The following is a 26,039-nucleotide window of genomic DNA, read 5'->3' on the forward strand; positions in this document are numbered from 1 at the left end:
TGTGAGAAAATTAGTTCAAATAACTGTTTTAGTTTTTCTGCTTGCCGGCTGTGGCAGTCTGAAACAGGGTTGGAATAATTTTACCGCGTACTACAACACATTTTATAATGCCAAAAAGTTTTACAACAGCGGTTTAGAGAAGAACCGTAATCAGCAACCAGAAATTAACCCACTGGTACCAATCCGCATTCATCCATCACCCACCGACGCCGGATTGGAAGATTTTGAAAAAGCCATTGAAAAGGGAAGTGCAATTCTTCGCAATCACAGTAATTCAGAATTTGTGGTCCCGGCTCTTTTCATTATTGGTAAATCTTACTATCACCGGTCTGATTTTTTTGCAGCACTTGAAAAATTTGAAGAGTTAGGCACTGTTGCTGATGGGGCAAGCCGGCAAGAGGCAGTGGTTTGGCAAGGGCTGACCTACCTGGAATTATCGAATTACGACCAGGGTATAGAGGTTTTAGAGTTTGAGCTTGATAATGAGACATGGCTCCCAGAGTGGAGAGCTGAAGCGCAGCTTGTATTGGGTGAATTGCATAGCGCACAGGATAATTGGGAATCTGCTGCGGACTATTTACAACAGGCTTTATCAGGTATAGAAAAAGAGGAGAAGCTGGCAAAAACTCATTTTTTATTGGGGCAGGTTTTGGAAAATATGGGGGAGTTAAACAGAGCTCTGTTCTCCTACTCGCAAATCAACAATTTGAGAATAGATTTCGATCTTGAGTTTAACGCTACCCGAAAACAGGCTGAGGTTTCCCGGGAGATCGGTAATTACGATTATGCCGTATCCATCTACCAGAGGATGAGGCGTGATGACAAATTTCTTGAGTACCGAAGTGATTTGCTGTATGAAATTGCAAGAACACTTCAGTTGAAAGGAGACTATTCCACAGCCGTTCAGAATTACAACAGCCTTCTTCGAAATCGTATACAGCCTCCAACAGATTTTACACTGGCAAAGACCTATTATGGCCTCGGCGAAATATACCGCGATGAATACGAAGACCTGGAGATGGCTGCTGCTTACTTTGATTCATCTGCTTCGCAACGTGTGGATGAAACACTACTGGATGATGATTTCAATGCACAGGAACTGGCAAAATCGTATGGGGAATATGTTACCATTAAAGATAATATTTCCCGGAGAGACAGTTTGCTAAATCTTGCAGAGATGGACCGGGAAGAACTCGAGATATTTTTGGATCAGCTTCGCCAAGAGGAGTTGGAAAGGATGGAAGAGGAGTTAGATGAGATACGCGACCAGCGGGATCAAATGCTGGTAGCTGACCAATCAGAAGAACCGGTTCAGGCTGCTACAACAACTGAGTATGGATTTCTGAATATTGAAAGTCCAACACGTCTTGCCGATGCCAGTTTGCAATTTCAGGCTGTTTGGGGTGATCGGCCGCTGGACGATAATTGGCGAAGAAGGGCTGATGTAAGCGGAAGCCGGTTCGATCAGATCCGTGAAGCCGAAGGAGATTCAAGCGAAAATGGTTCTGCTAACTTAAGTGCCACCGGCATTCAACCCACAATCGATACGAGTGACATTCCATTTACCGACGAGGCAAAAAATGAGATTTACCGGGAAATCGAATCCTATAATTACCAGTTAGGAAATCTGTTTTTCCTCTCTCTGGACAGGCCCGATAGCGCTGCTGTGTATTACCAAAAAGTAGCAGATTCAGGTTATAATGAAGATCTCTCTGTAAAATCACTCTATTCGATGGCGGAAGTTGCTTTGCTTCAAAATCGAGAAGAAGAGGCAGAAAAGTGGTACGAAGAGCTAAAAGGAAGAGCTCCAAATTCTATCTATACCCAACGATTGGCAGAACGGTTACAAATAGAACCACCGGGAGATCTGCAAGATGAAAGGGAGACGGGAGGTGTGATCTCTATTGCTGATGGTGAATCAACTGCTGCGAATGCAGGTCAATTGACTATGGTTGACAGCAGTGAAGCTGAATCCGCTCGTCCGTTTCTGTTGTTGGATGAAGCTAAATCATACATAAGCCAGGGCAGAAATGAACCCGGATTTGATGAACAGATTCGTTTATGGTTTGATGAACAGCGGGAAATAGAATTAAAAAGAGATCAGTTTAAAGAACTTAAAGACTCAGCCCGGGTAATGTTGTCTGATACAACTCTTGCAGAAGAGCAATTACAGTACTGGCAGCAAATTGCAGATTCCACATTTCAGGTACCAACAACTACAGAAGTATACCCGTTTGAGGGCGCTTATTGGGACAGTACACGATCTGTTTTACAGCGAATCGAAAATGAATATTCTGCGAGTACGGTCATGTCGCAGGTTCAGGTATTACAGGAAACACTGGCCCGTCCAAAGAGAGATTCAATACAAGTGAATGACTCCACATCAGTGCAGGAACAGAGTGTGACCGAAGATCAAACCGGGGGATATCCGCGTTGCGAGGATGCAGGAATTACAATAAACATGGAGGGTGGAATGGAGTCTTTTATGAATTCGCTGACATACCCGGAGTGGACAAATGATGTTTCCATACGCGGAGAGCTGGAATACCTGTTTGTGATTGAACCGGACGGAACCATGCAATCATTTGAGCAGCTTAGCCGAATGGATCGGTCGGGTATTCCACAGGCTGTAGAAAACGGAATTGAAACCCGCCTTAGATTCGATTCTCACTCATCGGAAGAGCCTGTTGAGTGTACAGTAGTTTTTCCGTTTAATCTTTAATTTTGTGGATGTGGTATACATGTTCTATCTCATTTTCTTTAAGATATTGAGCAATTTCCCGGTTGATTTTTTTGACCACTCCGGGCCCTTCATAGACCAAAGCCGTGTAGATTTGCAACAGGTCTGCTCCCGCTTTTAATTTTTCAATGGCATCCTGGCCGCTGCTAATTCCACCAACTCCAATAATCACTTTTTCACCTTTTGTGAGGGAGTGAATTTTCCGAATCATCGTTGTACTTCTTTCAGCTATCGCTTTACCGCTGAGCCCTCCACGGCCAATTTTTTCAATTTTTGACGTGGGGGTCTTTAAATTTTTTCTTTTTGAGGATGTGTTCGTTGCTACATACCCGTCAATGGCATGATCTTCGCAAATAGCAACCAACTCTTCAAGCTGACCATCGTCCAGATCAACTGAAAATTTTACGAGCACAGGGGGTAGACTTGAGTCTTTTCCAATTTCAAGATGTTCAAGTAAAGCATTTAGGGTTTCTGGCTCTTCAAACGTTTTGCCCTCTGTAGTATTCGGACATGAAATATTCAGTGTAATGTAATCTGCAATCTCTTTGAGGATTACAAAACTGTACACATAATCCCGAATTGCATCTTCGCCGGTAATGGCCGGATCGTGCGTTTTTGCTATGTTTATTCCAATTGGAATAGAGAGATCCAATTTTTTTAACCGGCGCGAGATGGTTTGAACGCCATCATTATTCAAGCCAAGCCGGTTAATCAAAGATCGATCTGCCGGAAGCCGAAAACTTCGGGGTTTTGGGTTTCCGGTAGATGGATTAGCCGTAATACTCCCGATCTCGAGGTAACCAAAACCCATTTTTGAGAGGACCGGGGCCATGGTGGCATTTTTATCAAATCCGGCAGCCAGACCGATGGGATTAGGAAATTTTAATCCGAAAATATTTTGCTCTAATCTCGGGTTAGAATAGGAGTAAATGGAGCCAACCGCATTGCTCATCCACTTTTTTTTACTGATCGAAGATGCCATTTTTACCGTTGCATCGTGTGTGGAATCAGGCGATAATCTGAATAACAGAGGCCGAGCTATATATTTATACATAATTTTTGATTCGAACACATTTGCTATAATGTAGTGAGTGAACGGTTAAGATCGAAACTTGTTCATAGGTTATAATATTTCTACTATCAATCCGTACATGAAATCAATGCAAAAAAACCTGACTATTGATGAGTTGCACGAGAAATTGAGCCAATTTCCGCTCATTCTTCTTGAATCGCAATTAGACAAGCATCCATCCTCCCGATGCTCATACATTGCGGCAAAACCCAAAAGCTCAATTACGGTGTACGGATCAACCATTGATATTGTAGAAAACGGGGAGAAACGAACTGTAAAAATGAATCCCTGGAAAGCTCTCAGGGAGTTTCGAAATGAGAAGAAAAGATGGTTGTTCGGATATTTAGGTTATGATTTAAAAAACCATGTAGAAGAGTTAGAATCAACGAATCTGCCTCTAACCGATACTCCGGATATGTATTTTATGGAACCGGAACTACTGTTAAAAATGGAGAGTGGAGAGATTGAGGTTTTACGTGGGGATTTTGATCTTCCAGAGAATTCGAAATCTGGATTACCCGGTTCTGTTGAGATGAAATTGAAACCGTTAATTGGAAAGGAAGAGTACATTGAAACGGTTCAAACTATTCAAAAGAAAATTCAACAGGGTGATTTTTACGAGATGAATTATACCATTCCGCTGTGTGGGGGTTATATGGGCAATCCCTACTGGTTGTATTCAAGAATGCGAGAGATCAGTCCGGTTCCGTTTGGGGCATTTATTTCTCATGAGGAATTTTCAGTCTGTTGTGCCTCCCCCGAAAGATTTTTGAAGAAAGAGGGGAACTCTATTCGCTCAGAACCGATCAAAGGAACAGCCGCTCGATCCATGGATTCAGAAATGGATAAGATTAACCGAGAGCAGTTAAAGAATGAAAAGAATCGTGCTGAAAACCTGATGATCGTAGATTTGGTTCGGCACGACCTTTCAAAGATATCAAAAACGGGATCGGTTAAAGTTTCAAAACTGTATGATGTTCAGACATTCGGTACCGTTCATCAGTTGATTTCTGTTGTTGAATCAAAGGCTAAAGAAGATCTTGATCCGGTGGATATTATTCAGAACTGTTTCCCGATGGGTTCGATGACCGGAGCACCAAAAATTGAAGTGATGAAAACAACAGACGAGCTGGAAATGTACAAGCGCGGAATCTACTCAGGCGCCATTGGATATTTTACCCCAGAAGATGATTTTGATTTTAATGTTGTAATACGAACTGCAATTTTGCAAGATGAATCACTTTTTTATCCCGTTGGCGGTGCCATAACAAGTGATTCTGATCCCGAATCGGAATGGGAAGAGTGCATGATTAAATCCCGCAATGTGACCGAAATTTTTGAAAAAGAATTGAATCTTTAGAAATGAAGTCAGCGGTTTTTAAGTTTAACCATTGTAACCAGAATTGAACGAATAAAGGCAGATGACAAACAAAGCAACAACGGTTGGTCAGTTGAAAGAAAGCGGATGGAACTCCGTGTCTATCAAAGAAGAGATGCGGAAAAATCTCATCCAGAAAATTAAAAATAAGGAAACACTGTTTCCCGGTATTTTGGGATATGAAAAGACGGTAATTCCACAGATACAGAATGCTATTCTCGCCAGGCACGATCTGATTCTCCTTGGGCTTCGCGGTCAGGCAAAAACCAGAATTCTTCGGATGTTGGTTCAGTTTTTAGACGAATATATTCCGATTGTAAAAGGATCTGAGGTGAATGACGATCCGTTCAATCCTGTCTCTAAATATGCCAAGGATCTTTTGGAAGAAAAGGGGGACGACACACCGATTCAATGGCTGCACAGAGATCGCCGGTATGGTGAGAAATTGGCTACACCAGACACAACAGTTGCTGATTTGATCGGGGACCTTGACCCGATTAAAGCAGCATCAAAGAAAATTGCTCTGGCTAATGAAGAAGTAATCAATTTTGGATTGATTCCACGCACGAACCGCGGAATTTTTGTGATTAACGAGCTTCCGGATCTCCAGCCGAGGATACAGGTGGCGCTGTTGAACATCATGCAGGAGCGCGATATTCAGATTCGCGGGTTTAATATTCGAATTCCACTGGATGTATCAATGGCGTTTTCAGCGAATCCCGAAGATTACACCAATCGCGGAAATATCATTACACCACTGAAAGATCGCATCGATTCGCAGATTATCACTCACTATCCGCGCGAGATGGATGTGGCTATGGAGATCACCAAACAGGAATCGTGGGCGGAGAGAAATGGAGAGGTGAAAGTTAACATACCGGATAGTTACAGATCTATCCTCGAAAATGTGGCTTTTGAGGCTCGTGACAGTGAATATATCGATCAGAAAAGTGGGGTTTCCACGCGTATGACCATCACGGCGATGGAACAGGTGGTTTCCGCGGCAGAACGGCGTGCGGTTTCAAATGGCGAATCGGAGGTGACGCTGCGAATCACTGATCTCTATGCCATGATTCCCGCGCTAACAGGTAAACTGGAACTGGTGTACGAAGGGGAGCAGGAGGGAGCCGGAAATGTTGCAAAGCATATTATCGGCAAGGCGATCAATACAACCTTTAAGGGCTATTTCCCTGATCCTCAAAAACGATCTGATGCAGAAGAACAGGGCGAATACCAGGATATCCTGGATTGGTTTGCGAAAGGAAATTCGCTCGATATACCGGATCTGCTCAGTACCGAAGAGTATAAAAATCGTTTGGATGATGTGACCGGTCTTCATAAAATCGTGAAAAAATTCACAAAGAGTTCTGACGATGATGAATATGCACTAATGGATTTGGTAATTGAGGCTCTCCACCAAAATTCAAAACTGGGCAAAGAAGACGCAGACGTCACCCGCACCTACTCCGATATGCTGGGAAGCATGCTCGGCGGCATGACCGGTTTTGATGATGAAGATTTTGGTGAGGGGTAGAAAACTCTCCTCTCGAGAGGAGACAGAGAGAATTTCGTATAGAAATTATCTCAGAGGTGTGTTCTCGATGGTATGAGTAAGACTATTGAAAGTGCCATTCAAACCTTCACTATTTCAATCGTTCCGAAGCTCTCGGAACGCAAATTAGGAAGCTCCGCTTCCAGTTGAAGCAGGAGCTTCGTGTGTGGGTTCCAAAGGAGACCTTTGGAACCAGTTATATCCCGGGCAGAACGTGAACACACCCCTGATGCTTTCACTGAACGTTCCAGCATCGGTCCCCTCTCTTTTAGACTTCCTGTGAAAAGTTTCGTTGGTTTAGAACTTTAGTGTAAAAACAGTCTCCTTCCCCGGCTCAGATTTTACCTGGAGTGCCCCACCGTGAATGCGCATAATTTGGCGTGACAAACTCAGCCCAATTCCCGTTCCTTTGTCCGGATCGTTACCGGCGGTAGAATAGAATGGGATGAAAATCTTCTCCTGGTCTTCTTTTTTGATGCCTGGCCCATTGTCGATGATATCAATCGTTATCCGTCCATCCATGTTGATTCCTGATTTATATGTCAATTTTTGGATCGTTAATATTCCAGAGAGTCCTCATGGAATTTTTTAGACAACGCCTATCAAATCCTTTATTTGTCAGAAGACGGGTTTGCTTCCATTTTTTTCTGTTTTAGCCATCGCTATCACAAGTTTTGGGTTGTTTGCTCTTACAATTTTTTCAGCTGAACGCCGCACAAAAGAGATCGGAATCAGAAAAGTGTTAGGTGCCAGTGTAGCGAGTATTGTAACGTTGCTTTCTAAAGATTTTATCAAGTTGGTGAGTATTGGTTTTGTAATCGCCGTTCCCATCACCTGGTACGCCATGAATCAATGGCTCACAGATTTTGCCTACAAAATTGAGATTGATGCCATGTTCTTTGTGACAGCTGGGCTTACAGCAATTCTTATTGCACTGCTCACGGTAAGCTGGCAATCCATTAAAGCTGCGACTGCAAATCCGGTGGATTCACTCAGATCAGAGTGATAATTATTACTTATCCGGAGTATGTAATTTGAGATCTGGTATAAAATGAAAATCTTTTCTGTTTAGGGTATAAAGCTCAATATCGAAATGCATCGCAGTAGCTGCAATGAACATATCGCCGATGAATGGTTTATGGCTTAGGCAATAGGCACGCATCAAGTCAGTAAAACGCTGGGAGATGGGTTCTGTTACGGGAAGATTTCCAAATTTTTTAAGATGATTTTCAATCAGTGGGATCTCTTCTTTGTTCAGTGCACCATAATAAAACTCGCCGATGGTAACAGTACTTATACAGAGATTTTCTATTCCAATATCGAGGCAACTTTTTTTAACATCCTCATTATCTTTAAAAAGTTCTATAATGATATTGGTATCGCATACTACAGGTTGATCTTCCGCCATGCCTGCTCTCTGATTTTTTCAATGGTAACATCCCGATCTTTCCATAAACCACAGAGAGACAGAAATTCTTCATCAGAAGAAAAATTTCCTTTGGGAATTACAGATTCCGAATCGTCTTTTAAAGACTCAACAGAAGTAACAAAATTTAACTCTCTGGCCAAATCTGCAAGCATCTGGGCATGCTTTTTATCTCGAACTGTGATCTTTATCGTTTCCATATTTCAAATATAATTAAAAAAATGGTGTCTTCCCCATGTTAACCAACTACATCAAAATTGTTGTTTGCTATTAAAAATTCAAAAAGAACAACAATCAACATTCAACAAACAAATCCACTATATTGAGATCAAATAGCAACTAATCATCAATAAATGACAGCAAAAAATATTCTATTTCGATACAAATTATGGTTTCTCTTTCTGCTTTTTGTAGTATTTCAGTTCTCAGGTTGTAACGATAATAGTACATCATCGGGGCCAAATCCAGATCCGGAGCCTGAACCCGATCCTATCAACATGGAAAGTGCTCTTCCTCAGCTTTCCATCACCCTACAGGGAGAAGAGATTGTAGATGAACCGAAAGTGCCTGCAACCCTAAAAGTTTACGAGGAAGGTGGGGTAACTTACAACGGCCATATCGGCATTGAATACAGGGGAGCAACATCGCAGGCCTTGTTCGATAAGAAATCATTCGGAATTGAAACCTGGGATGAAAACGGGAACGACATTGACGTGGATCTGCTTGGATTCCCGGAAGAGGAGGACTGGATTTTATATGGACCGTATAGCGATAAGACGTTGATCAGGAATAAGTTTGTCTATACCCTTGCCAGGGATTTGGGCCACTATGCTTCCAGAACCCGGTTTGCAGAAGTTTACCTTGATGGTGAGTATTGGGGCATGTATCTGTTTATGGAAAAAATTAAGAGGGATGACGTTCGACTCGACCTTTCCGGGCTTGATCCGGATGAGAATGGTCCCGAGGAAATTACTGGTGGCTATATCCTTAAAATTGATAAAACGGCCGGTGATCCGGGTGGAGGTGACGCCACTTACACGGAACTGCTGGGATTTCGTTCAGAGTACAGCGTTAGCGGAGACGAGCTGAACTATGCACCCTATGGTGGTAAGCAGAGCGAAGAAACCTATTTTTTGTATGAAGATCCGGCATACGAAGATATCACAGATCAACAGAAAGAATACATCCAAAGTTATATTCATGAGTTTGAAACAGCGCTTTTGAATGATACGGACGGAGATTTTGATGGAGAATATACGTTTACCGACTATGTGGATCTGGACAGTTTTGTTGATTTCTTTCTGCTCAATGAGTTAGCCCACAATGCCGATGCGTACCGACTCAGTACGTTTATGTATAAAGACCGCGGCGGGAAATTAAACATGGGGCCGGTTTGGGATTTTAACCTCTCGATGGGAAATGATGAACAGGAGTTTCGGCGATCACCGGAGACGTGGATCTATCAATACAATCAATTTATTCCTGATGATCTCTGGTTGGTCCCGTTCTGGTGGGAAAAATTGGCAGACGATCCTATGTTTCGCAGCAAGGTAAAACAGCGTTGGCAGGAACTCCGGACAAATGAATGGAGTGATCAATCATTAGATCAGTTGATAACGAACCTGACACAGCCGCTGATTGATGACGGTGCAGTAGATCGAAATTTTAAACGATGGCCGGTTTTGGGAGAACATGTTTGGGGAAACCATTTTGTTGGCGATACTTACGAAGAAGAGGTGCAATATCTACGGGGCTGGCTGGATCAGCGTCTTACCTGGATGGATGCGGAGTTGGCTTCCTGGTAACGCTGTGAGTTGATTGTGGGCATTTGTGATTTGTCATTCCAACAGAGGACAACGAAAAACACTCTATTAACAATAAAGGGAATTTTTCTTTACCGCCTGCTTAATCCAACATCCGGATGACGGCGATGATGACGAATGACCAATATCCTGATAGTGTCTGAACCGACAACGCGAAATAGAATTGAGTAAGGAAATCTGCGAACCAGACATCGGCGAATATTTTTATCTACAACAAAATACCGATATGGATTTTCAATAATACGTTCTATCGTTTTGTAAATCTCGGTTCGTAATTCATTGCCAAGACCCGTTCGTTGCTTATTATAATATCTGACAGCCTTATTCAGATCAGAAACAGTTGCTGGATGATATTCAAGATTCACTCGTTGTTATTGTTGGTAGATTTCCGAAACTCTGAATGACTGATTGATTTTATACGGCCTGATTCAATTTCATTATCGCGGGCTAAAGCAAGATCAATACCCTCTGGGTCAAAGCTGCGATCTGCAACATACGAAGAATCCTTCTCAAGACTTTCCCAAGCGGTCAAAGCTACTCGTTCTCGTTCTTTTGGCGGTAGATCGAGAATTCCTTTTTCAAATTTTGTTTTCTTCATTCTAATGTAAATTTGAGTTATGAACCAAATTAATAAACGGTTCAAATAGTGACAAATGATCCCATGTTTAAAAGATAAAGTTAAACCACGCTCGAATGAATGTCGCGCGGATTGATATAGAATTAGCTTTTTAATGAAGAGGTTTGATAATTACTGAATTTCTATCATATTACTTTTATTCAAATAATTGATAAATGCTATGAAAGCACTCAAAGGAACATATGATGGAGAGCGAATTCAATTGGAGGGAAATCCCCAATTACCGAAGGATAGTAAGCTGATTGTAATTCTACTGGATGATGAAAGTGCTGATTGGAATGAAGTATCTTCTCAAAGTTTGAACAAGGCCTATGGAGAAGATGAACCGGAATATTCTTTATCTGAGGTAAAAGAACCAAACCCAGATTATGAAAGCCGGTGATATTGTATTGGCAGAATTACAGCAATCAGATTCTCAACGAAAATTGAGGCCTGTTTTATTATTAAAGCAGTTTCCGCCCTTTGATGATTGGCTTGTTTGTGGAATCAGTTCACAGATTAGGCATCAAGTAACTGATTTTGATGAGGTTATATTAGAATCAGATGACGACTTTTCTGAGAGCGGACTTCATGTTGAATCTGTTATTCGATTAGGTTTTTTAGCTACACTTTCTTCGAAAGATCTTCCCGGAACGATAGGGAAAATTCAGCCAGCGAGATATGAACGTCTATTATTCAGATTGGTCAATTTTTTGAATAATGAAGGTTAAAATTTTTAACAATTCTTTAACTACAAACCACTGACAACGAACAACTAACTTGCAGTTTGAACTGCCAACGCATCCTCCACAAGCTCATCTCCCAAAATTTCCCTCGCTCGCTGATAAGCTTCATCAACCCGTTTTTCGCGAAATAGAGTTAAGATCTCAGAATCAATCAGTTCATACCAATGTTTCTTACGGGTATCGAATTCATCAATATGCTTTTTCATCGGTTTTCTGAGGCTCTGCATAAACTCCAGGAATTCGCCATACTCTGTTCCAAACTCTTTTTCGAATCGCTGGCGAATCCGAACAGCTAAAGCAGGAGCTGCACCACCTGTTGAAATGGAAATGGTCAGCGGACCTTGTTTTACGATCGAACCAAAAGCAAAATTGGCATGTGGAAGGTCATCCATCACATTGATGAGAATATTTCGTTCTGTAGCTTCCTGATATGCTTTTTTATTGATATTACCTTCGAACTCTGCGACGATAGCAACCGAAGCTCCCTCAAAATCACCATATTCATATTGACGAGGAATCCATTCAAAACGTTCTTCGTCTGCCCATTCTTGAAGCTGCTCATTCAATTTTGGACTAATGACCGTTAACCATGCATCTCGATCCAAAAAATCTTTCACTTTTCCCTCGGCTTCCCAATTTCCACCGACAATCACGGTTTTTCGTTCATTCAACCGGCGCAGGTAAATCGGATAGACGTCTAATGCTTTTGACATTTTTATTTTTTTGATTGATAATTTCTAAAAAGGCTTAGAGTTAAGTTCCCCCTTTGAAGGGGGAAAGAATCAACAAAGTTGATTCAGGGGGATGAACTGATGAGATTGAATTCATGCTAAAGATCTTTTTTCGAACACAGTGTTTATCATCCCCCTGCGCCCCCTTCGAAGGGGGAGGTTTAATTCCCATTCTTATAATGATCAGGAAAATGAATTCCGCACTCTGTTTTATCCGTTCCGTTCCATCGGCCATTTCGGTCGTCGCTTTCTTTTGAGGCGTTGACCGGTTGGGTACAGGGAATACATCCGATGCTTGGAAATCCCTCATCGTGCATGGGGTTGTAGGGTAAATTCAGTCGGTGAATTTCATCCCAAATTGTTTCACCAGTCCAATGGGCTACCGGGTTGATTTTGAAGACTTCATTCTCTTCATTCCACTCCACAATTTTTACCTGGTGACGGGTTTCAGATTGACTCCGGCGAATTCCGGTTACCCACGCTTTTTTATCAGAAAGATAGTTCCGAAGTGGAAGTACTTTCCTGTAAAAGCAGCATTGATTGGGATTTCTTTTCCACAGCTCATCACCAAATCGTTCAGCTTGTTCTTCCAGTGATAGTTCAGGGGTAACTCTCGTAATATCGATGTTGTATCGAGCTTCGAGTCTATCCTTTAATTCATATGTAGAATCAAACAAAAGATTTGTATCGAGATAAAAAATCGGGATGTCCAATCCATGGGTTTGTAACTGATGAATCAGAAAAACACCCGAAGAACCAAATCCTGTCCCGAGTACCATCTCTGTTCCAAATGTTTCATACCCCCAGGCAAGAATTTCGCTCGGATGAGAGTTTTCAAATCGTTGGTTTAATCGATCAAGGTCGTTGGGAGACAATTTTTCTGTTTTCAAAATCGGTTCGAGAACGTCCTGCATATCTTTTCGATTATTTTGTTTTTAGTACTCAGTAGCTTGTTGTTCATTTAAATTTCGCTTCAAACAATTGACAACATTCTACTGTCGTATCAACAATAAAGTATCGGATGATTGGAAAAGTCCCCTCCTTTCCAAGGAGGGGATTTAGGGGTGGTTCAAAGTCCCCCTTTGAAGGGGGAAAGCGAACGGAGTGAGCAGGGGGATGTACACCCCTCCCGGCTTCGCCGTACTCCCCTCCAGGGGAGAATAACCAACCACGGCCCTCGGGAGAAACGTTAGCTCGATAAATCATCTGACAACTTAAATTGGAGTTAATACTACTCATAACTGACAAATCTTAAATAGCTAATAACTGATGTTGAATTTTCATCTCCGCTTCTGCCTCTTCGGTTTTAAACCAAGCCAAATCGTGGCTTAAAGCGGCAAGTTCGCCAATTACAATAGTAGCCGGAGGCGACAAGTGAGATGCTTTTTCAGCAATATTCGCCAAGGTTCCAACAGCCACTTTTTGTGAATCAAATGTTGCCCGTTCAACAACAGCTGCCGGGGTGTCGGGACTCTTGCCAAGTTCAATCAAAGTCTCAGAAATGTTTGACAGATTTCGAACGCCCATCAGCACAACCAGTGTATCTGCATGAATGAGATGGCACCAGTTTTCGAAATCGTCTGTGCCTTTAATGGTATGGCCGGTAACCACGGTAAAAGACCGAGCTGCTTTTCGATGCGTCACCGGAATACCCGCAAAAGCGGGAGCTGCCAATGCACTGCTGATACCCGGAATCACTTCATAGGGAACACCATTGGCTCGCAACTCTTCGCACTCTTCGCCGCCGCGCCCGAACACAAACGGATCACCTCCTTTAAGCCGGGCAACATGCTTGCCGCTCAGCGCTTTGGATACCAATATCTGGTTGATCTGCTCCTGGGATACAGAAGGTTTATCCGGGCTTTTCCCCACATAAATGTGTTCCGAATCAGGGCGGGTAAGCCCCAGAAGTTCCGGATTGGCAAGCCTGTCATACACGATGACATCTGCCAATTCCAGAACTTTCGATCCTTTTATTGTTATGAGGTCTGGATCGCCGGGGCCGGCACCAACCAGGTACACCTTTCCTTTTTCTAAATGTTTAAGTGTCTTCATAATCTAAGCCGGTATCTCTTCGGGTTCTTGAATTCCAACTCGGTTCCAAAAATCACTGAACGATTCGTTATCAGCACGTTCATTTTTGAAGTGTTCCAAAAGGGGACGCAATTCCTGCACCAGTTCTTCCCGCGGAACCATATCTTTGTATTCTTTATTAAGCCGCGTTCCGGACGGATCACCGCCGATAAAAATGCTGTACTTATCGAGAGATCGTCCAACAAAACCGATGTCCGCTACATAGGGACGCGAGCATCCGTTGGGGCAGCCGGTCATTCGTACGGAAAGTTTTTCATCCTGAAGATCGAGATCTACAAGCACATCATTCAGATCCCGAATGACAGCCGGCAATGCTCGTTCTGATTCGGTAATCGCAAGTCCGCAAGTTGGAAGGGCAGGGCAGGCCATCGAAAATTTGATGGCATTTGGAATTTCATCAGCTAAAGCCACTCCATGTTCGTGAAATACTTTTTCGATTGGTTCTTTTTGATTCTCGGGGATATCTGTGAGCAGCACATTGTGGTTAGGAGTCATTCGAACTTCTGTTCTGAACTCCTTCACAACTTTTCGGAGAGCGGTTTTCAGTTTCAGATCTCCTTCATCTTTGATGCGGCCGTTTTCTACGGACACGCCAAGAAACCAATTTCCATCCGATTGCTGATGCCATCCCAAATAGAGTTCAAGTTCAAACTTTGGGATCTCCCGATATTCCTCAAGATCATAACCGATTCGGTCGATCAACTCATTTCTGAATTTGTCGAGTCCCCAATCGTGAATCAGGTATTTCATCCGGGCTTGTTTTCGATTTTTACGATTTCCGTGATCCCGTTGGATTCCAATAATTCCTTTCACCACTTCCACCACTTTATCTTTGGTGATGTAACCGAGGTGATCTCCCAGACGAGGAAAGGTTTCCGGCTTGCGATGGTGCATTCCCATACCGCCGCCAACAACTACATTAAATCCTTCGATCTCATTCTCATCATCAAAAAGAGCCACGAGGCCGATATCCTGCGTGTACAAATCCACGCTGTTGTCGCCGGGAAGAGCAATACCCACTTTGAATTTTCGGGGGAGGTAACTTTTGCTGTAGAGTGGTTCGGCGGCACCGTTTGTAACTTCCTCTTTGCCGGAATAGACTTTCTCGCCATCCAGCCAAATTTCGTGATAGGCTTTTGTGGCCGGGAGCAGAATATCAGACAGTTCATCTGCAAACTCTTGAACCCTGGCTTGCCGTCCGTCAATATCAGGAGCGGGTGTGGCCATCACATTTCGTACAATATCACCGCAGGCCCCGAGAGTGGTAATCAGGGAATCATTAATTTCTTTGATCGTTTTCTTGAGCTCTGATTTGATAACTCCATGGAGTTGAAAGGCTTGCCGGGTGGTTACACGAATCGTGCCGTCGGCGTACTCATTTGAGATATCATCCACAGCCAGGTATTGATCCGGCGTCAGTTTTCCTGCCGGAGTTCTGCTGCGAATCATAAACATATAGTGGCGGTCGCGTCCCTTTCGTTTATCGCGGTCATCCTGCTGATAGGTGCCGTGAAATTTCAATACCTGGATGGCATCTTTGCTGAAATGATCTTCATCATTGGTGACCTCAACATCCAATGGGCCGCGAAGGTAATCACTGCCTTCTTTAATTTTTTCGAGTTTACTTTTCTTTTTCTTCCTGCTCATGTGCGGGGTGATGCGTTAATTTGAATTCAGTACAATTGGTTGGTGTGAATTTCGTAGAAGAAAGGAGTTGCTTCGTTACGAAGCCGAAGCCTCGTAACGAGCAATTCCTTGTGGTTATGCTTAAGGTTACCGTTCGATCGGAGCATCGATCAGGTTGCCCCACTCCGTCCAGGAACCGTCGTAATTCCGCACAGTTGGGAAATCGAGCAGTTCATTCAGGACAAACCAGGAGTGAGCGGATCGCTCCCCGATTCGGCAGTAAGCAATAATTTCCTTATCGGGAGTGATTCCTTCATCCGCATAGATTTTGGTAAGCTCTTCTTTGCTTTTGAAGGTACCGTCTTCATTCACAGCTTTCGACCATGGAATGTTAGACGCTCCGGGAATATGACCGGCACGCTGAGACAGTTCATCCAATCCGGGAGGTGCCAGGATTTTTCCTGTGAACTCATCCGGAGAGCGAACATCCACGAGGCCAAAGTCATCGGCGTTGAGTCGTTTTTTGATATCATCTCTGAAAGCACGGTATTCGCCTTTCACATCGCCAACCGTGTAATCGGTTGAGTCATATTCGGGAACGTCGGTTGTGAGATCCCGGCCTTCAGCTTCCCACTTTTTGCGTCCGCCGTCGAGGATGCGAACATCATCGAACCCATAGTATTTGAGCAACCAGTACGCCCAAGCGGCAAACCAGTTGTTGTTGTCACCATACAAGACAACCGTGGTATCTTCATCAATTCCGGATTTTTGAAGCAGTTTTTCAAAATCCTCTTTTGATGCGATGGTTCTTCGAAGTTGATCCTGGAGTTCCTTTTTCCAGTTCCAGCCTACAGATCCCGGAATGTGTCCCGAGTCATAAGCTTCAGTGTCAACGTCGACCTCTACAAAACGGACATCTTCATCGGTAAGATGATCGGCTGCCCAATCGGTAGTTACGAGTACTTTTTTATCTGTTAATGTATCTGGCATTGTTTTAGCTTTGTGTTTTTGATTGGTGTTTTAACTCATTCTCACAAAGCCCAACTAACATTCAAACAGGCAGGCGGGTGTATATAACAAAAAAGCCCGCCACCTGTTAGGTAGCGGGCTTTGTATGAAGATCGTTGTGTTAAATCAGCATATTTTTTCCACTACCTTTCCCGGCATCATCATACAACAGATCATACAGCACATATTTCGGTGCGCAGTCGCGGAAAAGTTTGTGGTTACCATTTGCTGATTCATTAAAAAATTGTGTTAGACATCAAGTCGTTTTCAACGTGCAATTAGGTTAAACACTAAATTGATTCATGTCAAGCCTCTTGTGTAAAAAAGAATATTTATCGGATGGAAACAGAAATTTCTAATTCGGACAACCTACACCTATTACCTCAAAAAAGCGCTTTTATTGATTGAATGTAACACCTGAAATAAAATTTTTATCAAGCAAAAAGTTTGTCCATTTTCGCGTTAAAGTCCCATCATCAAGCAGGTTGTATTTTCTGTTTTGTGCGTGAAACTTCTGATTGCCAAAAAAAATTAAGTGACTCTCGTTTGCGGTGCTCTGCTCCGCAACGCACAGATCGTGTGGACACATCTTCTATATTATTCAAGTATATACCAAGATCCTTGTGAAGCCGTGCAGGTATGATAGCCTATATCAATGAGATCCCTCCATGCGTTCGCTCCGCTCTCTTAGTCGGGATGACACAAAAAGGGGTGAGGAAGCGGCGGGCATAAAGGGCCGTGTTTGGAAAAAACCTCATGTACTGCCCGCCGCCGATACCCACCACGCCATTGTCATCCCGACCAAAACCCCGATTGCGATTTTTCTGTCGGGGTTGCAGTGGAGGGATCTCCTCCTGAAAACTATTGATCATTCAGTTGAAGTACTATAGAGAAACTTGTGTCCACACGATAGGTAACGCATAGACCGGGCGCTCTGCTCCCGATAGGACTTATGGAGGATTTTTTCGGCATGAGGGTAGGATTGGCAGCAGAGCAGCCATGACGAGAGAAACTTAATCATACGTTAAGAGATTTGCGGCACTACCATTGATCTCTTGTTTTCTGAAACTCAGTGAAAAACTACTTTCAGTTTTCGTAATATTGCTGTTAAAACTGGCATTGAGTTGTTTTAAGAAAACATCGAAAAGTTTAGACTGCTTTCCGCTCTTACTGGGACTTATTATTTTATCAGAAAGCTTGAAACCTTCTATAAAAAAATTTACGGTAACATTATTATCTTTTTCAGATACATTTAGAAATATTTTTCCTCTCTTCTTATTCGACTTTGCTTGGAATAAAGCATCAGTAAGAAATTCATTTATAACCAATGTACAGGGAATTGCTTGATTTGCATTTAATTTAATTTCTTCAACTTTGAATTTGAATTGAATATAATGAAGAGGTTTAAGCGTCTTGAATGTTTGATCTATTAGATGCTTGATTATTTTCTTTAAATCTACATTGACTAAAGATTTAAAATCGTACATAATCTTATGAACAGCTGCAATAGATCTAATTCTTGATTGGAAATATTTTAGTTCATTCTTTAATTGTTTGTTATTTACATCCTGGAACTGTAGATATATCAGGGCATTTATAATTTCAAGATTGTTGTTTACTCTGTGGTGGATCTCTTGCAATAAAATATTTCTTTCTTCAAGTGATTTTTTAAGGCTCTTTTGAGATTTCTTGTTTTTTGTAATGTTGGTTGCTAATCCTACAACCCAAAAATCTCGTCCGTTGGGAGCTAAAGTGGGAGTTTTTAACGTTTGGAAGTATCTTTTTTCTCCGGCAATTTCTACAACCTCTTCCTGAACAATGGGTTGCTTTGTTTCAAGAACTTTCAAATCACCATTTCGAATAGGTGAAAGCTCTTCATCATAAAAAATATCCTGGTCTTTCAAATTAGAAGAGTCCAATTCTTTGTTACGAATCAGCTTTTTAAAAGCTTTGTTGATAAATTTGTAGGATCCGGTTTTATCCTTTGCATAAATAATAATATCCGTACTATTAACAAGTTTTTTGTAAAACCTCTCCCTGAAATGATTTTCCATTGAAGCTTTCTTTTGTTCAGAAACATCAACAGCAAAGCCCATCAGATGAGGTTTTTTATCAATTTTCACTTTTCTTGCAAAAAAGTGATAGTCGATATCAGATTGACTTTTTGACAAAAGAGGGGCTCTTAAATCTGCTTGACCATTCGATAGAACTTCTTCAATCTTTTGATGAACGACCGGGTGAATTTCCTTTCTAAAAAAATCAGCAGGTTTCATGGACGATATTTCTTGAGAACTGTAGCCGGTTACTTTCTCAAGTTCAGAATTCCAATCAAGAAATTGGCCATCCGCGGTTAGTAAGAAAAACAGTTGGGAAGAACCGTTAGAATGGTATTTTCGAGAGTACGATTCAGGAGTATTTGTACCTATGCCTGCTGGAGTATCATAAATTTTTTGAATGGTTATGAGAAGTGCTTCTTTGCCACTAATATTAATTTTCAGCCCAGAAAGTTTTACAGGACGTACATTTGTGCGTCTCGTATTCATAAAAAATACTTTATCATCTTTTGGATAAAGTAGATGATCTGTAAAGGAGCGGTGGTTGTTGAACTCAGCATCATTCAACAGATCTGGAAAGTATAAACCCAATATTTCGGAATTGTTGAGCTTTGTAAACGTTAGAAAGGAAGGATTAAAATGGAGAATTTCTAATGTTTCCGCATCAATTACGATGGCAGGGTTTTGGCAGTTCTCAAAATATTCTGGATCAACTTTCATTGTACATCATCAAATTATCCTCGTGTTTTACCTGAATTAACAAAATGCAAATCAGAAAGTCATGCCAAAAAATGTCATAATGATCTGTGATACAATGAGTTATGAAGAATTCTAATTTAGATTATTCATTTTTTGAATCAGATAATAACTGTCTTTGTACCCAATTTTGTGGGCAAGCTTTTCCTTTTCATTTATAATTCCGCATTCCCAGAGTAATTTTGCCCTGGCAAATTTAATTTTTTGAATGAGCTGGTAAGGAGAAAGGCCTGTTATTGATTTACAATAACGGTTTATGGTTCTTGTACTCTGCGCCAGGTGATAGCTCAAGTCTTCGATTTTTATATTTTCATCAATATGGTTTAATACATAGTTATAGATTTTTTTTAACCATTTGAGCTCATCTGTTGTTATGGTTTCTTTCGTAATGAACTGAAAGATACCGGGCTTGGCCGCGCCATTTCCATTGGGAATAATAAATTTTGGCTCATGCGGCAGGGTACTGATCAATACCTTGTTACCATCTCCATTTGATGAGTGAGAGGTAAAACAGTAGATCGAAACATTTATGATTATACCATTTGATTTTTTAAGCCTCCAGATGCCAAATTGTGTAGTTTCATTAATTTTTTGTCTAAAGAAATTATCAAATAATTTCTGATCCTCTTCCGGGAAAAGATCTGAGAATTTTCTGTTTAATAGTTCTTTTTTTGAGTAACCGTAGGTTTCAATAGCTGAGTTGTTAACGGATAAAATCTGTTCATCTGTTTTTCTGATGAACCACATGGGAAGAGGATTCTTTTTGAAACAAGTTTCATAGTTAAGCATTGTTTGTTATGGCTTACTTACTTCTTTGAGATTTATTCGAGTAGATTCTAAAATCTGAGATGATTCAGATCGATAAATTTATTTATGTACCACCTGTCTTTTCTGTAAATAAATTTTAAAGATGACTTTTCTAAGGTGTTTAAAATGAGGAATGAAATGTGAAAGGAAGCATGATAATTTTAGTTAAAGTGTGTATTAGATTCATGCCAATAGTTGTCAGATCTCTCATTGTTATAACCTTAGAAATTTGCTTGTATTGCAAAGGGGAAAGTAGTTTTTTTGACTGAATAAGATCAAGGAAAAATTTTAGTTGTAAGTGAGTTGCCAAAGTTCCGTAGAATCTCTTCAGAGTGTTCTGATCTGAACGAATAGGCCGGGCGCTCTGCTCCCGAAGTAGGAATGAGTCAAGATATAAGATAATATCTCAAGGATGGCAGCAGAGCAGCCACTTACTCCTTCGCAGGGCAGAGCACCACGACGAGGAAAAACTGATAGGTGAAGATCAAGATTGATCGGCTCAGCGAACCGATCTACATATTTCCTGATCTTAGAAATAAAGATATTTAGTTAAAACATCATTACTGAGTCATACCAGTAAAGAACATCTTTTCTTTAAAAAATTACCGGATTGGAAGATAGGTGTCGGGTCAGTCAAGCTGATTTATGCAACTATTTTCTAAAAAATCTCAACGTTGCAATTCGTGCGTTCTCTTTGATTTTACATCCCGCAACCGGCACATGAAAGTTCATATATAAATCGTTTAGATTGTCTTTATGTGAAATGAAAAGTGTATTTATAATAATTCCTGATTTCTCTGCATGACTGTGTGGAGTAATGACCGCAATCGTATTTTTGGGAACCTCAACTGACTCATTAAAAACCGCTTTGTATGTGTCGATATTTAGATTCCACCACCCATACTTGTCATTCGGATTTAGTTTTTCCGCCAAAATTGGTTCTGTTGCTGATGGTGTAAATTCACTCCCGCCAAAGTCCATAGAACCAGCTTTTGTCAATCGATGAACTTCAGCAACCGTCAAATCAAGATGCTGCTCATGCAATTGGGTGTCTTCATGAATAATGTTTCCGGTTAGATCTAAAATATCATTCGATGATAGTAACTTCATGGCTTGTAATTATTTATCGTTATGATTATCTCTGATTATTACAACAAACATCATCTGTATTTTCATTCAATGCTGAAGGCCGGTTACATTTTAAATCTGTTTTCAAATATTTATTACCATAAAAAGGTTTTCGGGACTTGTTGACACCTCCAGGGCTTTGCTCCGAGGTAGTTCATTAAAAAAGTGATAGAAGATATGTTGTATTACGAGTAAGGGGGAAGTTAGATTTTTTTGGAAGGAGATAAAATCAAGAAAGAATGAAGGAAAAAGAATTACCGATATGGGGATTCAGATCGTATAATTTAAATTTTTATTTATATTTTCATGGATGTAAGCGGATTCAAAAATATATTTCTGATTGATATTCAACCGCTCATTAAATATTAAATTTTGACTTTTGAGATCAGAAAAATAGGTTTCAATCACTGAGATATGGACCTTAAGGCTGCCCTTTCCTGGATCAGGAATAAATTTACCATTCTTACCTGGATTCACAGATACACCAAAGATGATTTTTGGGCCGATACCAAAGCAGGACTCACGATTGGTGTAATTGTAATCCCGCAAGTAATGGCTTATGCCGTAATTGCCGGATTATCGCCCATTTATGGTTTATACGGATCACTCGTTCCGCTGTTGATCTACCCGTTATTTGGAACATCACGACACTTATCACTTGGTATTGTAGCTACGGACATGATTATTATTGCGTCCGGTGCCGGGATGATAGCAGAACCCGGTTCGGGAGAGTATGTTTCTGTGGTAATTTTGCTAACCATGTTTGTGGGCCTTGTTCATATTGGGCTATCTCTGCTTCGAATGGGATTTTTGGTGAACCTGCTTTCAAAACCTGTTATTTTTGGTTTTACAGCCGCTGCCCCTCTCATTATTGTATTCAGCCAGTTGGGGAATATTCTTGGCGTCGATCTCGAGCGATCTCAATACATAGGCATTATAGCTATGCAGATTTTTGAAAAAATTGAGATGGTAAATTTTATGGCGCTGGGAATTGGATTGATTGGTTTTGCTATGCTTTTCCTGTTAAAAAAATGGAATCCACTTTTCCCGAGAGCACTCGTTCTGTTAGTGGCAGGAGGATTTATGGTGTGGGGATTTAATTTGCAGGATTATGAAATTGAAGTGATTGGTTCAATCCCGTCAGGCCTGCCATTTTTTGATTTTCCTGAATTAACTCTCAATAACCTTCGCCGGTTAATTCCCACCGTTACAACCTTAGCTTTGGTTCAGCTTATGACTGTAATTTCGCTTGGAAAGACGTATGCTAAAAAGTACAAATATCCCATTAACCCAAATCGCGAATTCTTTGCAATCGGAGCGGCAAATTTTATAGGAAGTTTTTTCCAGAGCCCGCCCATTTCAGGCAGCTTTTCAAGAACAGTTGTGAGTGAGCAGGCGGGGACCCGAACCACGCTTTCTAACGTTATCTGTGCCGTAGTGATCTGTTTAACACTGTTGTTTTTAACGCCCCTGTTTTACTACATACCGGTTGCCGGTCTCTCGGCTATTATCATTCTGGCTGCTTTATCATTGATAGATTTTGACGAACTGCGATATTTATTCCGTACGAAACCTGAAGATGGCTACATCGCATTATTTACATTTTTTAGTGTGCTTTTGATTGGAATTCAGGAGGGAATTCTGTTGGGAATTGGCGGATCGCTGCTTTTGGTATTATATCGTTCCAGCCGACCAAATCTTGCTGTTTTAGGCCATATTCCAGGCACTCGTACATACCGTGATATTTCCCGAAATCAACAAGCCGAACCAATAGAGGAGATCTTGATTTTACGGTTTGATGCCGCCATTAACTTCAATAATGCGGAGTTCATCAAAGATTTTATCATCCAAAAAAGCGAGGACAGGAACAAGAAAATACGTGCGGTTATTGTAGACGCGATGAGCATTAATGATTTGGATACGACTGCCATCGAAGCGTTACACTCGGTTATGGAAACCCTGGAAACCTGGGATATCGAATTTCATTTTGCGGGAATGAAGACTCCGGTTCAAAAATTATTAACACGTTCGGGACTTGCACGTAGTCTTGGCGGTACTCATTTTCATGAAAGCACGCATTTGGCTGTGAAATATCTGTTGGAGAAGTGGGATCAGAAAGAAAAAGAATCTCATAGCCCGGAGTTAGTGGATCTGTTTGAAGAACCTCATCGTTTGAAAGACTATATGAAAAACGTTGATGATTAATTTCTATCAGAACGCATTTACCGGTTGAACTCTGAAAGCCTGATGGACCATTGAAAGGATTCCACGGTGAACTCGTGTCCGCCGCCAAGTATTCACAGTCTTTATTTTTTCGTTCTTTTGTATCAAGACAAAAGGACATACAACATGAAATATGTTTACACTTACAAAAATGGGATAAGTCCTCTTAAAAACATAGTAACTATATATAGACATTTATGTTATTTTAATCGGGTTGTTATTACAAATATCAGAAGGCTTTGCAAAACCGTGGTTATTGGTCAATCTGAACTCGATTCAGATTCTCCATTCGTCTTTATAGCCAGTATCAGGAGATCCTGAATCCCCCGGAGGGATCCCGATGGGAAAGTTCAGGATGACGTTCATAGTTTTGCAAAGCCTTCTATCAGATAATAATTCATTGATATTTGTAAAATGAATAAAGATAATTTGCCAGTATGAGTCCAGATCAGATAATTGTCTTTGGAGTTTTACTTCTAACCATTATTGCACTTGCCTCCGATGTATGGAGTCCCGATGCCGTATTGTTAACAGCAGTTGCAGCTGTCACTGCATTGGGAGTCATGACCTTAGAGCAGGCTGCCATGGGATTTGGAAACACAACCCTGCTTGCCCTGGGAAGCCTTTACGTTATTGCAGCTGCATTGCGGGAAAGTGGTGCGTTAGACAGGGCAAGTGAGTTTATACTCGGCAGGAAAACAAAGAAAATTCGAAGGATTTTAATTAGGCTATGTCCGAGCGTTGCGGCTTATTCTGCATTTTTGAACAATACGCCCGTCGTAGCAATGGGTATCCCCGCAATTCGGAGCTGGTCTCAAAAGAACCGTATTCCCGCTTCAAAATTATTGATTCCTCTCTCTTACGCGGCCATCCTTGGTGGTTTATGTACACTGATTGGAACCAGCACAAATCTCATTGCTCATGGACTTTTACAGGATTATGGATATGAGGGTTATTCGTTTTTTGAATTGGCGTGGCTTGGAGTTCCGTGTGCTATTGTAGGATTGATATATCTTGTTTTAGTATCTCCGGGATTAACTCCGGCGCGGCGGGATATTCGATACGAGGAGGAGAGAAAACGAGAGCTATTGGTTGAAATTGAAATCACAGATGATGCTCAAATTATCGGTAAAACAATTCATGAAACTGGTTTGGACAAGCTGCCTGGCTTCTATCTTTCGAGGATTAACAGGAATGATCGTGAAATAGCTCCGGTACCACCAAACGAAAGGTTCAGAGTTGGAGATCATTTAATGTATGCCGCAAAGGGTGGAATTGCAGCAAAAGTGCCATCTCTCAGCAATTATCCGGGTCTTCAGATACTATATCAACCACCGAGGACTATTAAAAGAGACAGAAAACAGGACCGGGAACTGCACCAGATTGTAGTAAAAGAAGGGTCGCGTTTAGTGGGCTCAACCCTGGAGAATGCACGATTATTGGAGCGATTTGGTGCGGCTGTAACCGGCATAAGGAGAAAGGGAAAACGAGTTGACAAAGCCCTTGGAGATTTTGTAATTCAAGCCGGTGATGTACTTCTCCTTGATACAGGACGAGGGTTTCGGGGCGCTTATGAAGATACTGAGGATTTTTTCCTCACAAGTGAGGCGGGTGGTGAAGAGATTGAAAGCAGGGAAGAAGTAAAGGAGGAACGTCCCGGAGGTAAATCGCTGTATGTTTCTGTGGCGGTACTTTTTGGAATCGTTGTAAGCGTAGCTTCCGGTATGCTGGATATTGCTTTAGCGGGTTTGATTGGTGTGGCAACTCTGTTTGCATTTAATGTGATCGAACCGGGAGAAGCCAGGAAATCAGTAGATTGGACCGTTCTGATTGTAATTGGTGCAGCGTTAGGCTTAGGAAAGGCGATGGAAGTAAGCGGTACGGCAGATTTGATAGGTTTTTGGATGATTGATTTAACCAGCGAGTACGGAAATTGGGTATTGCTTGCCGGTATTGTTTTGGTAACAGCTTTGTTAACTGAAATTATCACAAATAATGGGGCTGTGGCTATTATGTTTCCAATTGTATTGTCAGTGGCCGGCTCCATGGATATCGATCCACGGGCAATGTTTATTGCCGTAACTCTTGCGGCTTCTATGTCGCTTATCAGCCCGATTGGATATCAAACCAACCTGATGGTGTACGGTCCCGGGAATTACCGATTTACGGATTTTTTCAGAGTTGGTTTTCCTCTGCAAATTATCCTCTGGACCGTTGTCATTCTTCTCGCTCCGGTGATTTGGCCACTGTAAATGAAGT

General features: G+C 41.5%; 23 protein-coding genes. 9 read left to right on the top strand and 14 right to left on the bottom strand.

From position 1 onward, the window contains the following. The first annotated feature begins 1 nt into the window (after window position 1). On the top strand, window positions 2-2,722 hold the full coding sequence (locus U5K72_07465) for a tetratricopeptide repeat protein (GenBank protein ID MDZ7718635.1): 2,721 nt from the start codon (window positions 2-4) through the stop codon (window positions 2,720-2,722). Here U5K72_07465 and U5K72_07470 read toward each other — a convergent pair. Further along, window positions 2,712-3,794: a quinone-dependent dihydroorotate dehydrogenase gene (locus U5K72_07470; protein ID MDZ7718636.1), complete on the bottom strand. Its 1,083-nt coding sequence runs from the start codon at window positions 3,792-3,794 to the stop codon at window positions 2,712-2,714. The two genes, U5K72_07465 and U5K72_07470, sit on opposite strands and share 11 nt — an antisense overlap. Window positions 3,795-3,900: 106 nt before the next feature. Between U5K72_07470 and U5K72_07475 the strand changes: the two genes are divergently transcribed. Continuing rightward, on the top strand, window positions 3,901-5,172 hold the full coding sequence (locus U5K72_07475; protein ID MDZ7718637.1) for an anthranilate synthase component I family protein: 1,272 nt from the start codon (window positions 3,901-3,903) through the stop codon (window positions 5,170-5,172). Window positions 5,173-5,233: 61 nt separating this feature from the next. After that, complete coding sequence (locus U5K72_07480; protein MDZ7718638.1) at window positions 5,234-6,724, top strand: magnesium chelatase; 1,491 nt, start codon at window positions 5,234-5,236, stop codon at window positions 6,722-6,724. Window positions 6,725-7,039: 315 nt separating this feature from the next. Here U5K72_07480 and U5K72_07485 read toward each other — a convergent pair whose 3' ends face one another. Continuing rightward, window positions 7,040-7,264: a sensor histidine kinase gene (locus U5K72_07485; protein MDZ7718639.1), complete on the bottom strand. Its 225-nt coding sequence runs from the start codon at window positions 7,262-7,264 to the stop codon at window positions 7,040-7,042. A 109-nt stretch (window positions 7,265-7,373) separates the two neighbouring features. On the opposite strand from U5K72_07485, the gene U5K72_07490 reads away from it, so the two are divergent. After that, entirely contained in the window at window positions 7,374-7,748 is a 375-nt protein-coding gene (locus U5K72_07490; GenBank protein ID MDZ7718640.1) for an FtsX-like permease family protein, read from the top strand. A 6-nt stretch (window positions 7,749-7,754) separates the two neighbouring features. Here the strand turns inward: U5K72_07490 and U5K72_07495 are convergent, their stop codons facing one another. Both U5K72_07495 and U5K72_07500 read right to left on the bottom strand, forming a co-directional pair. Continuing rightward, the gene (locus U5K72_07495; protein ID MDZ7718641.1) at window positions 7,755-8,150 is read right to left on the bottom strand and encodes a type II toxin-antitoxin system VapC family toxin; all 396 of its coding nucleotides are present in this window, start codon (window positions 8,148-8,150) and stop codon (window positions 7,755-7,757) included. Continuing rightward, window positions 8,129-8,368: a hypothetical protein gene (locus U5K72_07500; protein MDZ7718642.1), complete on the bottom strand. Its 240-nt coding sequence runs from the start codon at window positions 8,366-8,368 to the stop codon at window positions 8,129-8,131. The genes U5K72_07495 and U5K72_07500 overlap by 22 nt, the downstream gene beginning before the upstream one ends. A 153-nt stretch (window positions 8,369-8,521) precedes the next feature. Between U5K72_07500 and U5K72_07505 the strand changes: the two genes are divergently transcribed. Then, entirely contained in the window at window positions 8,522-9,973 is a 1,452-nt protein-coding gene (locus U5K72_07505) for a CotH kinase family protein (protein MDZ7718643.1), read from the top strand. 89 nt (window positions 9,974-10,062) lie between these two features. On the opposite strand, the gene U5K72_07510 is transcribed toward U5K72_07505, so the two are convergent. Beyond that, window positions 10,063-10,356 carry a type II toxin-antitoxin system RelE/ParE family toxin gene (locus U5K72_07510; protein MDZ7718644.1) on the bottom strand — a complete coding sequence of 98 codons (294 nt, stop codon included), beginning with the start codon at window positions 10,354-10,356 and terminating at the stop codon, window positions 10,063-10,065. Further along, window positions 10,353-10,589 carry a hypothetical protein gene (locus U5K72_07515; GenBank protein ID MDZ7718645.1) on the bottom strand — a complete coding sequence of 79 codons (237 nt, stop codon included), beginning with the start codon at window positions 10,587-10,589 and terminating at the stop codon, window positions 10,353-10,355. Before U5K72_07515 ends, U5K72_07510 begins: the two co-directional genes overlap by 4 nt. A 199-nt stretch (window positions 10,590-10,788) precedes the next feature. Between U5K72_07515 and U5K72_07520 the strand changes: the two genes are divergently transcribed. After that, window positions 10,789-11,010: a hypothetical protein gene (locus U5K72_07520; GenBank protein ID MDZ7718646.1), complete on the top strand. Its 222-nt coding sequence runs from the start codon at window positions 10,789-10,791 to the stop codon at window positions 11,008-11,010. Next, entirely contained in the window at window positions 10,997-11,338 is a 342-nt protein-coding gene (locus tag U5K72_07525; protein ID MDZ7718647.1) for a type II toxin-antitoxin system PemK/MazF family toxin, read from the top strand. Before U5K72_07520 ends, U5K72_07525 begins: the two co-directional genes overlap by 14 nt. Before the next feature lie 44 nt (window positions 11,339-11,382). On the opposite strand, the gene U5K72_07530 is transcribed toward U5K72_07525, so the two are convergent. The 8 genes from U5K72_07530 to U5K72_07565 form a co-directional block, all read right to left on the bottom strand. Then, window positions 11,383-12,066, bottom strand: a complete 684-nt coding sequence (locus tag U5K72_07530) for a bifunctional precorrin-2 dehydrogenase/sirohydrochlorin ferrochelatase (GenBank protein ID MDZ7718648.1) — start codon at window positions 12,064-12,066, stop codon at window positions 11,383-11,385. A 179-nt stretch (window positions 12,067-12,245) separates the two neighbouring features. Next, on the bottom strand, window positions 12,246-12,998 hold the full coding sequence (locus tag U5K72_07535) for a phosphoadenylyl-sulfate reductase (protein MDZ7718649.1): 753 nt from the start codon (window positions 12,996-12,998) through the stop codon (window positions 12,246-12,248). Window positions 12,999-13,335: 337 nt separating this feature from the next. Then, complete coding sequence (cobA, locus tag U5K72_07540; GenBank protein ID MDZ7718650.1) at window positions 13,336-14,139, bottom strand: uroporphyrinogen-III C-methyltransferase; 804 nt, start codon at window positions 14,137-14,139, stop codon at window positions 13,336-13,338. A 3-nt stretch (window positions 14,140-14,142) separates the two neighbouring features. Continuing rightward, a complete protein-coding gene (locus U5K72_07545; protein MDZ7718651.1) occupies window positions 14,143-15,825 on the bottom strand; it encodes an NADPH-dependent assimilatory sulfite reductase hemoprotein subunit in 1,683 nt (560 codons plus the stop codon). 126 nt (window positions 15,826-15,951) lie between these two features. Continuing rightward, complete coding sequence (locus U5K72_07550) at window positions 15,952-16,794, bottom strand: sulfurtransferase (GenBank protein MDZ7718652.1); 843 nt, start codon at window positions 16,792-16,794, stop codon at window positions 15,952-15,954. A gap of 1,031 nt (window positions 16,795-17,825) precedes the next feature. Further along, window positions 17,826-19,586 carry a PAS domain S-box protein gene (locus U5K72_07555; GenBank protein ID MDZ7718653.1) on the bottom strand — a complete coding sequence of 587 codons (1,761 nt, stop codon included), beginning with the start codon at window positions 19,584-19,586 and terminating at the stop codon, window positions 17,826-17,828. Window positions 19,587-19,697: 111 nt separating this feature from the next. Then, the gene (locus U5K72_07560; protein MDZ7718654.1) at window positions 19,698-20,411 is read right to left on the bottom strand and encodes a PAS domain S-box protein; all 714 of its coding nucleotides are present in this window, start codon (window positions 20,409-20,411) and stop codon (window positions 19,698-19,700) included. 669 nt (window positions 20,412-21,080) lie between these two features. Then, window positions 21,081-21,539 (bottom strand): hypothetical protein, encoded by a 459-nt coding sequence (locus tag U5K72_07565; GenBank protein ID MDZ7718655.1) that lies wholly within the window; start codon window positions 21,537-21,539, stop codon window positions 21,081-21,083. A gap of 432 nt (window positions 21,540-21,971) precedes the next feature. Between U5K72_07565 and sulP the strand changes: the two genes are divergently transcribed. Beyond that, entirely contained in the window at window positions 21,972-23,762 is a 1,791-nt protein-coding gene (gene sulP, locus U5K72_07570; protein MDZ7718656.1) for a sulfate permease, read from the top strand. Between the two features lie 455 nt (window positions 23,763-24,217). Then, a complete protein-coding gene (locus U5K72_07575) occupies window positions 24,218-26,032 on the top strand; it encodes an SLC13 family permease (protein MDZ7718657.1) in 1,815 nt (604 codons plus the stop codon). Window positions 26,033-26,039 lie beyond the last annotated feature (7 nt).

The sequence above is a fragment of the Balneolaceae bacterium genome (assembly GCA_034521495.1).
Taxonomy (GTDB): Bacteria; Bacteroidota; Rhodothermia; order Balneolales; family Balneolaceae; genus Rhodohalobacter.

What these genes read in the sequence shown, in the direction of transcription:
- U5K72_07470 (MDZ7718636.1), bottom strand. Translation starts at nt 3,794, where the DNA reads ATGTATAAATATATAGCTCGGCCTCTGTTATTCAGATTATCGCCTGAT.
- U5K72_07475 (MDZ7718637.1), top strand. Translation starts at nt 3,901, where the DNA reads ATGCAAAAAAACCTGACTATTGATGAGTTGCACGAGAAATTGAGCCAA.
- U5K72_07480 (MDZ7718638.1), top strand. Translation starts at nt 5,234, where the DNA reads ATGACAAACAAAGCAACAACGGTTGGTCAGTTGAAAGAAAGCGGATGG.
- U5K72_07485 (MDZ7718639.1), bottom strand. Translation starts at nt 7,264, where the DNA reads ATGGATGGACGGATAACGATTGATATCATCGACAATGGGCCAGGCATC.
- U5K72_07495 (MDZ7718641.1), bottom strand. Translation starts at nt 8,150, where the DNA reads ATGGCGGAAGATCAACCTGTAGTATGCGATACCAATATCATTATAGAA.
- U5K72_07500 (MDZ7718642.1), bottom strand. Translation starts at nt 8,368, where the DNA reads ATGGAAACGATAAAGATCACAGTTCGAGATAAAAAGCATGCCCAGATG.
- U5K72_07505 (MDZ7718643.1), top strand. Translation starts at nt 8,522, where the DNA reads ATGACAGCAAAAAATATTCTATTTCGATACAAATTATGGTTTCTCTTT.
- U5K72_07515 (MDZ7718645.1), bottom strand. Translation starts at nt 10,589, where the DNA reads ATGAAGAAAACAAAATTTGAAAAAGGAATTCTCGATCTACCGCCAAAA.
- U5K72_07520 (MDZ7718646.1), top strand. Translation starts at nt 10,789, where the DNA reads ATGAAAGCACTCAAAGGAACATATGATGGAGAGCGAATTCAATTGGAG.
- U5K72_07525 (MDZ7718647.1), top strand. Translation starts at nt 10,997, where the DNA reads ATGAAAGCCGGTGATATTGTATTGGCAGAATTACAGCAATCAGATTCT.
- U5K72_07530 (MDZ7718648.1), bottom strand. Translation starts at nt 12,066, where the DNA reads ATGTCAAAAGCATTAGACGTCTATCCGATTTACCTGCGCCGGTTGAAT.
- U5K72_07535 (MDZ7718649.1), bottom strand. Translation starts at nt 12,998, where the DNA reads ATGCAGGACGTTCTCGAACCGATTTTGAAAACAGAAAAATTGTCTCCC.
- cobA (MDZ7718650.1), bottom strand. Translation starts at nt 14,139, where the DNA reads ATGAAGACACTTAAACATTTAGAAAAAGGAAAGGTGTACCTGGTTGGT.
- U5K72_07545 (MDZ7718651.1), bottom strand. Translation starts at nt 15,825, where the DNA reads ATGAGCAGGAAGAAAAAGAAAAGTAAACTCGAAAAAATTAAAGAAGGC.
- U5K72_07550 (MDZ7718652.1), bottom strand. Translation starts at nt 16,794, where the DNA reads ATGCCAGATACATTAACAGATAAAAAAGTACTCGTAACTACCGATTGG.
- U5K72_07555 (MDZ7718653.1), bottom strand. Translation starts at nt 19,586, where the DNA reads ATGAAAGTTGATCCAGAATATTTTGAGAACTGCCAAAACCCTGCCATC.
- U5K72_07560 (MDZ7718654.1), bottom strand. Translation starts at nt 20,411, where the DNA reads ATGCTTAACTATGAAACTTGTTTCAAAAAGAATCCTCTTCCCATGTGG.
- U5K72_07565 (MDZ7718655.1), bottom strand. Translation starts at nt 21,539, where the DNA reads ATGAAGTTACTATCATCGAATGATATTTTAGATCTAACCGGAAACATT.
- sulP (MDZ7718656.1), top strand. Translation starts at nt 21,972, where the DNA reads ATGGACCTTAAGGCTGCCCTTTCCTGGATCAGGAATAAATTTACCATT.
- U5K72_07575 (MDZ7718657.1), top strand. Translation starts at nt 24,218, where the DNA reads ATGAGTCCAGATCAGATAATTGTCTTTGGAGTTTTACTTCTAACCATT.